The organism is Paraburkholderia bannensis NBRC 103871, from assembly GCF_000685015.1.
Taxonomy (GTDB): domain Bacteria; phylum Pseudomonadota; class Gammaproteobacteria; order Burkholderiales; family Burkholderiaceae; genus Paraburkholderia; species Paraburkholderia bannensis.
The window spans coordinates 1-11236 of sequence record NZ_BAYA01000028.1 but is presented as its reverse complement, the minus strand read 5'-3'; the positions used below and the strand labels follow the sequence as shown (position 1 = coordinate 11236).

4 protein-coding genes and 1 pseudogene are annotated in these 11236 nt (G+C 66.5%); all 5 read right to left on the bottom strand.

Features of this window, described 5'->3' with window-relative positions:
* Position 1: 1 nt before the first annotated feature.
* On the bottom strand, positions 2-2803 hold the full coding sequence (locus BBA01S_RS30425; protein WP_027819744.1) for a type VI secretion system Vgr family protein: 2802 nt from the start codon (positions 2801-2803) through the stop codon (positions 2-4).
* A 48-nt stretch (positions 2804-2851) separates the two neighbouring features.
* Complete coding sequence (locus tag BBA01S_RS30420) at positions 2852-3727, bottom strand: hypothetical protein (RefSeq protein ID WP_052391963.1); 876 nt, start codon at positions 3725-3727, stop codon at positions 2852-2854.
* A gap of 53 nt (positions 3728-3780) precedes the next feature.
* On the bottom strand, positions 3781-7443 hold the full coding sequence (locus BBA01S_RS30415) for a type VI secretion system Vgr family protein (RefSeq protein ID WP_027819742.1): 3663 nt from the start codon (positions 7441-7443) through the stop codon (positions 3781-3783).
* The gene (locus BBA01S_RS30410) at positions 7434-8021 is read right to left on the bottom strand and encodes a hypothetical protein (RefSeq protein WP_052391962.1); all 588 of its coding nucleotides are present in this window, start codon (positions 8019-8021) and stop codon (positions 7434-7436) included. The genes BBA01S_RS30415 and BBA01S_RS30410 overlap by 10 nt, the downstream gene beginning before the upstream one ends.
* Before the next feature lie 326 nt (positions 8022-8347).
* A pseudogene (locus tag BBA01S_RS43445) lies at positions 8348-11068 on the bottom strand (type VI secretion system Vgr family protein); the annotation flags it as partial.
* Positions 11069-11236: the final 168 nt, after the last annotated feature.

The following is an 11236-nucleotide window of genomic DNA, read 5'->3' as shown; positions in this document are numbered from 1 at the left end:
ATCAAGCCCCCATCATGGTGCCGGCGCCTATCGCGTCGGCCCCTCGGGCCGTGTACTCGCAGAGCTTCGGTTCGCTGCGCGCGATGGCCGCCTGGGCCTGCGCGCTGGCCGGCCCGGTCAAGGTGTGGCTCGCAGCATGAAACTCGACGGTGCCGGGCGCGCCGATCTCGATGCCATTGCCTTCCATTTTCAGGTACGCCCTGGCCGCGCTGAGCAGCACGCGCTTTGGCGCCTGCAGATCGACGCTGGCCTGGGCGCTGGCCAGCGTCACCGCTTTCTGCGCCGAAGCACCGAGCGTTCCGCCGTTCTGCGCCTGCACGCTGACCGCTCCGCTCGCGGCGTGCAGTGCGATCCCCTGCCCTGCAACGGGACGCCCCTTGGCGGCTTCGCCCCGCGTGTAGAGCGCGATGCCCTGATTGGCCACGAGACTCGTCTTGCCCGCGCTGGTCAGTTGCAGGTCCTGGCCGGCGCTCAACACCGTCGCCTTGCCCGAGACCCAGACATGGCTCTTCGCCGACATCGCCGCGAGACCTTGTTCTCCATGCAGCACCAGGTGCGGGCGGCTCCACGCCACGGCGCTCCCGCTGCCGCCGCCTTCGCTGGCGCCGCCGCTGCTGCGCACTGCGCCCAGCGCCTCGCGCACCTGTCCGATGCCGGTGAGCGCTTCGAGTTGTGCGGCCTGGCCAGTCCCGGCCGCCTGGGCGCCCCACTCCGCGCCATGCATGTCCGCGGTATCGGCGAGGTTCTGCAACGTCTGCTGGCTCTGTGCGAGCACCTGAACGGCCGTGACCGCCTCCATCTGGCTGCCCCCGGCTGCGGAACTGATCAACATGCCCGATCCGCCGCGCAAGGCTCCGGCCGCGTCGGTCTTCAGTTCGACGCCGTAGCCGCGGTCGGCCAGGCGCTGATTGTCCTGAATCTGCTTGATGTGACCAAGCGTCAAACCGCTGTTGCGATCCGAGGTGTACAGGTGCGCCGCGGACTGCCCTGCGGAGTCGTCGAGCAGGAACTGCCGGTAGCCGCCGGTGCCTTGCTGGCTCTGTCCCAGATCCTGGGTCTTGAAGCCGGTCAACGCCGCTGCGTGCCCGTTGCCGGCGAACCAGGCCGCCGCGTTGCCAGTGCTGCGGCTCGGCCCGCCGGCCTGGGCGTTGTGCTGGGCGTCGGCGTTGCCCTGCCCGTTGTAAAGCGCGGCCACCGCCACCGGCCGATCGGGCTGCCCCTCCAGCCACTCGGTCCACACCTCCTGGCCAACACGCGGAATACCCGCGCCGCCCCAGTTGTCACCGCCAACCGGCGTCAACATGCGTGTCCACGTGCCCGCGCCATGATCGGCCGGCGCATTGGCGGCATGGGGATGATCCTCGCGGCTTGCGGCGTTCTGGCCGCGCTGCGCATGAAGCTGGATTCGTATGCGGTGATCGCGGTCGGTATGGACTGGATTGCCGCCGCCCACCGTGATCGCAGTCTGCGCGCCCTGCGCAATGGCCACAGGGTGCGAGCGCGCGCCATGACCGTCGTTTGCGAGCGGACGATAGGTCTGGGTCGCCGGGATTGCGTCGAACCGGTTCCGGTAGACCCGGTCGCCATCGGTCAACGGGCCGCTGCCCTGCATGTCCGATGCCAGCGCGGCGTGCGGCACAGGCGTCGCGCCGCTGTCATCGTGCGTGGCCTGCGCGTCGAGCATGCTCGGGATCGTGCCGAGCTGCCGTGCAATCGCGCTGTGCACGTTCGCATCGACGTTGGCCCGCGCTTCGTGCTCGACCCGCAAGCAAATGAACGCGTCCGTCGTGCCGAGCGTCGGATGTTCGCCGAGCGCGAAGCGCAAACCCGGGCGCATGTCCCGGCGCGTGCCGGCGCCCGCGCTGCGCGCCGCGTCGACGCGCTGGGCGTCCAGTTGCTGCTGCGCACGCTGGTCGCCCACGGCGCTCGTCTGGAACGCGTAAGGCCCGGCGACATCCCGATCGACGCCAGGCACCACCGCACCGCTCACACGCGCGCCGGTGGGCCGTGTCGACAGACTGCGGTGATCCCAGCTCGCCCGCACGACTTTGCCGATGCGCCAGCGCTGCGCCGGCATGAAATGCTGCACGCTCCCTTGAGGATCGCCGTCGCTCGCCTGGTGGAAGCCGATCACCTCGGGATTGTCGGGCGTGAAGTGCCGATTTGAATCGGCCAGCACGAGCGTGTGCGTGCCGAAGCTCGTGGACCCGGCATCGGCCTTGTGTTCGAACCAATAAAAAATGCCCTCTTCCGCCCACAGCCGCGTGAGGAAATCGAAATCGGACTCGCCCGCTTGCGCGGTCAGACTGCGCTTGCCGTAATTCGAGCGATCGCCGAGCGCCCAGCGCCACGCGGGCGCCACCACGCCGCGCGTGTGATAACCGAAAATCTGCTCGCTGATGTCGATGACGCTCGCGGCCTGGTAGTTGTAGCTGTCCACGCGCTGGCGCAACAACGCGAGCCAGGGTTCGACGACCAACCGGTAACGGGCAAGGCCGCCGTTATAGCCGACCAGTTCGGCCGCGACGATATGGCCGTGGAACGGGCGGCGCGCATCGCCGCCTTCGGCCGCCAGCCACTCGATCAGCACCGGCGCACCAATCAACTGGACAAGCGGCAGATCGGGACGCCCGGACAGCGCGCTCACCTGCAAACGGAAGCCGCCGTGATCGACGGCTTCCCAGCCTTGCAGGCTTTCCGCGACCAGCGCCTGCGCGCCCAGCGACGTGGTCACCCGCAGGAAGCGGTTTTGCTGCGACCAGCCGCCGAACAGCGCCTCTCCAATATCCGCAGTCGTCACCATTTCTCTATGCCTCGAATTCGCTGCGGCGGTCCGCCCCGCCGCGTGATATCACTGCGCCTGCAACTCCACCGGCTGCGCCTCGTCCATCGGCGTACGAATCTGGCCTGCCAGCTCGTCCGGCGCGAGAACATCGACACTCATCTGCCCGACGAAGCGGTAGCTTCCCGGCGTCACTCGCTGCGACGTCGAGCTCGTGCTGAACCCGACCGCCGAATAGGGAACCTCGAACGTCAACGTGAGCGCTTCGCCCGGCTTCACGTCGATTGCCGCGCGGTAGGCACGCGACGCCTCGCCCAGATAGCGGCTCACGAGACGCACGCTAAAAGCGGTGCCGGCGGCGTTGAATGCGACGATCTCCACATTGCGCAGATCCGGGCGCGCGAGGTCGGGCGACCACGTGTCCGGACCCGCGATGCTGAAGGCCTTCTGGCCTTCGTTCCTGAATGTGAGGTCGACGACGAATCCCTCGCTGCCGGCATGCGCGGCGAACACGGGATGGATCTTGATCTCCGGCTGACCGTTCTTGAGGGCCTTGTCGGCGAGTTGATGGAAAGGACTGAGCCGCGCGGTAAACGCGTCGTCCTGCCGGTAGCCGTAAATGCCCTCATGATGCCGGCCGTTTTGCTCGAACGAAAAGGCAAAGACCGCACCGGCGCCCAGATACCCGCTGGGCGCAAACGTACGGCTGCTCAACGCGGCTTCCAGCGCTTCGATCTGCTGCTTTGCGCCGGCGTTCTCAGCGCTCAGCACGTATTTGCCGATGCCCGTATACGTCGTCGCGGGCGGGAAGCCGAATTCGCGTCCGAGCGCGTAGTACGCGATCGTGCCGTCGGAGACCTTGATGGTCATCGACGGCATGCGGTCCATCATGCCTGGACCGTCGCGCAGCTCGAAATAGTCCGACGGCGGCTTGCCGTTTGCCATGTCTGTCACTCCGAAAAGGAATACGGAAACCAACGCCAACAACGCTGTCCGATTCATTTCAATACGTCCCATTCAATACCGTTCTGGTCTTCGAACCAGTCGCGGAAACCGTACATGTAGTACTTCTGGATTTCGGGACTCTCCGTGTACATCCCTTTGCCCATCAAATTCGTCTCGGTGCTGCGTTGCCAGTTGTCGTTCAACTGGGCCATCTGCACGTCGACGAGTTTCTGCGCGTTGATGTAGCCCTTGTACACGGTGCCGGCATCCAGAAAGTACTCGTCCGGCCAGCCGTACAGGTGGCCCGTCTCGTGGGCCGACGCATGCTGCGTGGCGATCGGCTTGAACCAGTTGTCCGATGAACTCCAGGCCACCTGCACTTCCCCCCAGTTCCCGGAGTCGGGCCGGCTGGTGGTCGGATAGATATTCACCTTCTGGTGACTGCGGCCCGAAGAGACCAGTTTCACCTTCATGGCAATCGCCACCTTGCAGGTGCACGCACCGCCGCGCGGGCAGGCTTTGGGGCGCAGGTAGTAGTTGTTTTCGTTCAGACGGCTTTCGATGCGCTTCTGCATGCCCACCGGGTCGCTCAGCCAGCCCTTGCGATCGATCGGCTTGAGCTTGACGCCCTGAGCCGGCCCGTTGGTGTTGTACGGAATGGAGGTGGGCTGGCCAGCCGCGTTCAGCACGGGCTGGTTGTCGGCACCCAGCAGGTACTGATCCTTCGGCACGAGCCGGATGATCACCGTCGCGCTCAGCGTGGTGGTGGCGGGTGAATATTCGATGTCGAACGTTCCCGAGGAGGCCGCGTAGGGCAACAGAATGCGCTGGCCTTGCTTGTCCAGGACCGCGTGTCCCGCTGCGTCCGTTTCGTAATAGTCGGCACTGCCCATGCTGACCGTGTAGTCGTTCTCCTTGACCGCCTGCAACTGCTGCGCACACACGCTGGGTTGCTGCGCGGGCTGCTTCGAGGGCGGCCCGGACAACTCGCTGCTCACGGGCACGTAGGGCTTCGTGCCGGTCGCGCCGGAGAGCATCAAGGCGAGATCCGATCCAGACGGGGCGTCCGCTGCGGGGGCCGCAGCCGCCGCCTGGGGCGCCGCCGCTGCGCCCGCCGTTGGCGTTGCCGCTGCCGCTGCCGCTGCCGCCGTTGCCGAACGCGCTGTCCCGCTGCCGGTGGCCCCCCCGGCAAGAAATTCGCACGCCTCGCCCGGCGGCGGAGAAATCGGCAGGACGGGCAAGGCGGGCGATGCGGACGCTGGGCCCGGGAACGGATGCGAGCCGGCTTTCACGGCGAACCGGCCAGGCGTCTCGATGGTGATGTCGGCACCTTTGAGCGTGATGCGGTTCGGCCCCTGCTGGAGCACGATGGCGTCTTGCGCCAGCACGTCGAGCCGCTCTTCGGTCGAGACGATCTGTACCGACTGATCTGCGAGAATCTCCATCGCGGCGGTGTGTGACTCAACACTGACCGGCCCCTGGCTCGCGATGGCCTTGAGGCCACCGGCGGCGCTGAACAGACTCACGGCGTCGTTCGATGCGCCCGCCACCGTTGCCCCCGCACCCAGATGCGCATCTCCCTGGGCAGTCAGGTGCACGTACCCGGCAGCATAGGCAACCGCGCTCGCCGGCGTGGTCAACGCGATGCTTTCCGGCGATTCCAGCACGACGGCGGGCATCGCGAAGCGCTCCACCGGATCGCCGCCGTCGCGCTGCGTGGCGGTGGGCCGGGTCGCGCTCTGACCGTTGACGGCACCCGTGTATTTGCCGTCTTGCTGCGGATCGATCGCCTTCAGAAAATCGGCCTGGGCGGCGTTGCCCGCGAGGCCGCCCGCCCGCGCTTCGGTCGCCGCACCATCGAGCCGCCCGGCCGTGTCGAGCGCCTGCTTCAACTGCCCCACGCTTTCGCCGAGATCCATCTGCGTCGAACTCGCCTGCGCGCGCATGGTGCTCGACACGAGCACGCCCTCGCCCGCGCGCACCACGCTCCACCCTTGCGTGGCCAGTTCGAATCCCTCGCCGCGATACGCGCCGCGCACGGCGCCTTGCTGTGCGATCAGATAACCCTGCGCGAGTCCGCTGTTGGCGACCGTGTTGAGCACTTCGTGACGCGATTGACCGGATGCATCGTCCATCACCCAGCGGCTTGCGGACTGACCGTCCAGCGTCTGGGTCTGCAAGCCCGACAGCGTGCCCGGATGGTTCGCACGGCTCCCTTCGCCGGCGGCGAACGGCGGCTGGACGCGCCCGCCATAGACCTGCCCCAGCACGACCGGCATGTCGATGTTGCCGGAGTCGAAACTCACCACCACTTCCGCGCCCACGCGTGGCGTGAAGCTGTGCCCGAAGTTGGGACCGGCCGTTTGCTCGGCAAGACGCGCGACGACGCCCGATTGATGATTGCCAGGTGCGTGACCGGCCGGATTCGAGTGGCTCGCCGTATCGGTCAGCCCGCCTGGCAGCGGTGCCGCGCCGCGCATCCACGGAAACTGGATGCGCACCTGATGATCGCGCGTGCTGCTGACAACACTCCCCGGCTCGCCGACCACGATCGCGGTCTGCACGCCGTGTACCGTGGGCCGGTCCCGGTACGGCGGCACGATGGGCACACCAGCGGGCACCGCGACGAAGCGATTGCGGTAATGCCCCTGCTCCAGTTCGCCGCGCTCGAGCAACTGTGCGATCTCGGCGCCAAGGTTGTTCACGGCCTCGTGTTCGATCGACAGCGGCACGAATTCGATCGTTCTGTCGAGATAGCCGGTCAGCGTATGCACCTTGCCCGTCTCCAGCGTGCGCGACGAGCCCTCGCCGTGATGAGTCAGTTTCGGCAAGCGCAGCGCGTCCAGGCGTTGATCGGCATAGCGCTGGGCAGCGTTGCTCGTGTCGAAGCGGCCAGCACGCTGACCATCGAAAATTTCCCGCACCGGCATGACCGGCGCGCCCTCTTCGGGAGGTTCATGCGCGTGTCCCGCGAGCGCCAGCAACTCGCTCGCTTTCCAGCTCGTCGCCACGACCCGGTCGGGCACGATCTCATGACGTTCTGTGAAGCGGGTCATCACGCCATCGGGATCGCCCACGTCCTGTTGATTGAACGCGATCGTGCTGCCATGGCCAAATTTGGCCCTGCGGTCGAACACCACGACCGTGTGCGCGCCCGACGGCGGCTCGCCGCTGTCCTGGGTGTGTTCGATGCGAAAGGACAAGCCCGCTTCCGCGAGCTGGCGCAGCACGAAGGAAAAATCGGTCTCCCGATACTGCCCTCGCAGCGCGAAGGTGCGCAGCGGCTCGCTGAGTTCGTAGCGGCGCAGCGCCTCGGGATAATCGCCGAACACGCGTTCGCAGATGCCCGCGGTATCGAGATCCACGAAATAGAGGCAATTGCGCCGCAGCCGCAGCAAGGCGAGCCAGGACTCCAGCGTGAGCCGGTAACGGGTGACTTCGCCATCGCTGTCCGCATAGGCGGCGTGCGTGATATAGCCGTTCCAGCAACGCTCGCCCGCGGCGCTCGCAAGTCGCAGGCGGGTGGCGCTGCCGATCAGCGGATTCAGGTCGAGGAACGGCTCGCTCGACAACACGTCGACTTCGAAGCGAAACGATTCGTTCACTGCTTCACGCCCGTGAAAGCGTTCGACCGCGAACTTGCCCGGCAAGGCGGTATCGATCTGGATATGACGGGTGGCCTGCGAATAGCCCGTCAATGCAGCGACTAGATCCATTTCGGTCCCCGTGTTCGTCCGCGACAGCGCGCGGCTGGTGTCTCTAGTATTTCGAGCAGCGACTTTTCATAGCGGGCAAATTTCCAGCCCTTGAGAAACTCAAGGATGTTGCCCTTGATGAAGCGGTTGAGGAACCGGACCATCTCGGCCAGCTTCCCGGACTCTTCGATCAACATGAGCATCACGGCGCGCAGCGCCGCCGCGAGTTCGTCGCCCACGATGCCGGTGACCGCCGCGCCCACGCCCGCGGCGACCGCACCGGCGGCCGCCATCGCCAGCGGCAGGGCCAGGGCGATCAGGCACGCGCACAACAGGATCCACTCGGTCACTTCCTTGCACCGCTCGGGATGTGTCGAAAGGCGCACGATGATGGCAATCGCATCTCGCGCGCTGGTGACGATCATCACGCCGGGCACGAAGTTCGCGAGCATTTCCGCGACGATCACGGAGAACGGCCGGTCGGGCACGAACTCGCCTAACAGAAAATCCTTCAGCCAGTTGAAGGTGGCGGCCGTGTCGCCGAGCACCTCCGTCCAGATCGCATCCAGCATGCCGCTGCTGCTTGACGATTCGCTCATGCTGCGGCACCCGCATCGGAGCCGGCCGGCGTGCCGGTGTCGGCGATCGGCCCGGCGGTGACATCGATCGACTGAAACTGGCTCCAGTCGGAATCGGCCGTGATGGCCACTTCCGAGCGGGGCGCGGTCGTATCCGTCAGGTATTGGACTTTCGCGGTCGTGCCGACCGGTACGTCACCGATCTTCGCGTAACCATCCGCATCCAGCACGCCATGCCTGAGCGTGCCGTCGCTGAGCATCGTCTTGTATTCCACGCCGGGGCTGGGACGCCCATAGGGATCGACGAGGCGGAACTCCAGATCCGTCGGGGCCGCCGCGCCCTGGTGGAAATGCGGCATCGCGAAGTTATCGCTCCCGGGTCCGTCGAACGCATGCTCTGCCGCGTGGACGGTCAGCGCACCGGGACAGCCGAACGTGACATTGCCGCCTTCGATAGTCAGGTGCGCCCCGCCGCTCACCGCGAGGTGCACGGTCTTTTGCGCGGCGAGTTCGACATCCGCATCGATCGACGCCACCTTCAACAGGTCGCGCGCGCGCAGCGCGAGGGTATCGTGCTGGGCTTGCAGTTGCAGGTTGTCCTTGCCGGCAATCATGCTCAGACCACCGCTATTCGAGGCATCGGCGCCGGCCAGCCAGCCGATTCCCTGGCCACTGTGCACGCGCAGCGCCTTGTTGACGGCAATGTTGAGGTCGCGCCCGCTGCCCACGCTCAAGGTTTCTGCGGCGGCCCACTGCAGCGCCTGGCCCGCCAGCACGCCCTGGCCGCCTTGCGCCTCCAGCCCCAGCACTGCGTCGCCCGTGTGGGGCAGCGCCTTGTCCGTCGACCGGTTCGCGGCGTCGGCGACGGCTTGCTCGAAACCGTCGGCGCCAACCGTGGTGCCGAAACTTTGCGCGAGCGCGTCGAGCGGCGCGGCCTGGCGATTGATCATGGATTGCCCGGCGCTTGTCACGCCCCGTTGCGAGGCGAACGGCAGCGTCAGATGCGTCCCGGCGCTGCGGTCGAGCTTGCCCGCCAGCGCGATGTGCTGCGCGAGCAGCGAATGCAGCGCGGGGATGGCGCCCGCAGGCCGGCTGGCGCTCGACTTGTAGCTGCTGATCAGCACGCCGCGCTCGCCACGCACGGCGCCATATGCGTCCGAGCGCAACTCGACGCCCTGACCGCGAAAACTGCCGAGGTAGTTGTCGGCCTGGTAGCGTAGATGGCCGAGGTTGAGTTCGGTCGCGGCGTGCGTCGTGCTCATTTGCAGGCGGCCCATGCCATCGCTGTCGTCCGCCACGAGCTGGTTGGCGCTTTGCCCGTCGAAGCCGCGGCTTTTGAAGCCCGAGAGCGCGCCCGCGTGGTTGTGGCGGTTCGCGCCACCGCCCGCGCCGTGCCAGGCCGGCGCGTTGCCGCCCGTCAGATTGCCCTGGGCGCTCGTCGTCTGGTCCGCCGCCTGATGGTAAAGGGATTCGTCGAGGGGCTGCCCGGGCTGGCCGGCGGGCGTGGGCGCTTCGCCGCCCTCGCCACGGCCGTTGTACAGACCGCCAAGGATGATGGGCCGATCGATCAGGCCGTGATCGAACTGGACGAGCACCTCCTGGCCGATCCGCTGCATCTGCTGCAAGCCATGTCCGTCGCTGGCAAGCCGCTGCATCGTGCGGGTCGGCCAGGTGCCGTTGTCGGTGTCGGCTTGCCAGTGAAAGCGCACCCGCAGGCGGCCCTGGCCATCCATGTGTACCGGACCGGCCGCACCCGGCGCCGACTCGCCCTGAGGCCCCGCCACGATCGCGGTCTGCGCGCCGAGCGCGGTGGCGACCGGATTCAGTCGTTGCCCCGTGCCGTCCTCCAGCGTGGGACGCCACGCCTGTGTGCGCGGCACCGCTTCGAAGCGATTCGCGTAACCGCCTGCTCTCGCCTGCTTGAGCAGGCGCGGGTCGAGATCCGCGCACGGCAGGCCGCCGAGATTCTGTTCGAGCGCCGCCATGGCGGTCTGCGGCAGATTGTTGATGCCGACATGCTGCACTGCGCTCAGCAAGAACGCGTCGGGCACCTGCGTAGCGCCCCCAGCCTGCTCCCATGGCGTTCGGGTTGGCCGCAACGCCCGGCCGGATGTCGCAGTGTGCAACGTGCTGTAGCCCGTCCAGAAACGCGCCACCGCGACGATGGCCTCAGCCTGCCGACGAGCCGTGTTCTCGGCCTCGCGCAGGCTGGCGAACGCCTCCGGTCCAACGTCGTCGTACAGTTCGCGGCCACCGCGAGAATTGCCCAGGCTCGCCGCCGCTGTGGTCGACTGGTTGCTGCGGTAGTCGCTGCTGATGAGCGTGAGCCGGTCGGCCGTGAGCGACAGCGACTGGCCCATGCCGAGAATCGTATTGTCGGTAGCCGTCGTCATGTCACTCAGGCGTTGCGGCACGCCCCCGAGCCGTGCGGAGGTCTCGTCCTCGGGGAGCTGGGTGCTGTCGTCGAAAATCAACAACGTATGGCCCGATGGCGCATCCCCGTCTTCGACGAAGCCAAAACCCAGGCCCGCCGCGGCAAGCAGATGGCGCACGAAATCGTAGTGACTGGACCCGCGGTACTGGACAACATAGCCGCGCGTACCCAACGACTCGATGCGCTGGTTCGCATCCGTCGTGAAACGCCAGCGCGCGATCGCACTGTAGTCGCTGAATACCTGCTCCAGGATCTCGGCCACCGTGCAATTGACGAAGGTGCGTTCGTCACGGCCATGCGCCAACGCCGCGAGCCATGGCACCAGTTGCAGGTGATAGCGGGCTAGGCCGCCGTCATAGCCCACGCATTCGGCTTCGGCGACCAGGCCGCTACGCGTCGTGGACGGCGCATCGCCCAACGTGGTGCGAATCGTGGCGCGCTGGCCCAGCATGGCCTGCAGGTCCAGCGACGGACTCGTCGCCAGCGCGTAAATGTCCCATCGATAGTTTTGGCAAAGCGCCTCGTCGCCCGTCCAGCGCTCGATCTGCATGGCCGCGAGCGGCCCCGTCCCTTCGAGCGAATAAAGACGATTAAATGTGCCAAACAAAGACGCGTATTGCGCAATAACGCTCATAAAGCCCCCGCTCCCGGGTTGCGACCGTATTTTATAAGTACATATTGCCGCATCCGGAATGCGCAATTGCATTAATCGGTCGATATGACCATCATCAACCACGTCCAGGAATCACTTACAGCTTCGGGACGGCAGTTTCAATTCTTTTCGGAGCCACATTCTAGAAGG

What these genes read in the sequence shown, in the direction of transcription:
- BBA01S_RS30425 (WP_027819744.1), bottom strand. Translation starts at nt 2,803, where the DNA reads ATGGTGACGACTGCGGATATTGGAGAGGCGCTGTTCGGCGGCTGGTCG.
- BBA01S_RS30420 (WP_052391963.1), bottom strand. Translation starts at nt 3,727, where the DNA reads ATGGCAAACGGCAAGCCGCCGTCGGACTATTTCGAGCTGCGCGACGGT.
- BBA01S_RS30415 (WP_027819742.1), bottom strand. Translation starts at nt 7,443, where the DNA reads ATGGATCTAGTCGCTGCATTGACGGGCTATTCGCAGGCCACCCGTCAT.
- BBA01S_RS30410 (WP_052391962.1), bottom strand. Translation starts at nt 8,021, where the DNA reads ATGAGCGAATCGTCAAGCAGCAGCGGCATGCTGGATGCGATCTGGACG.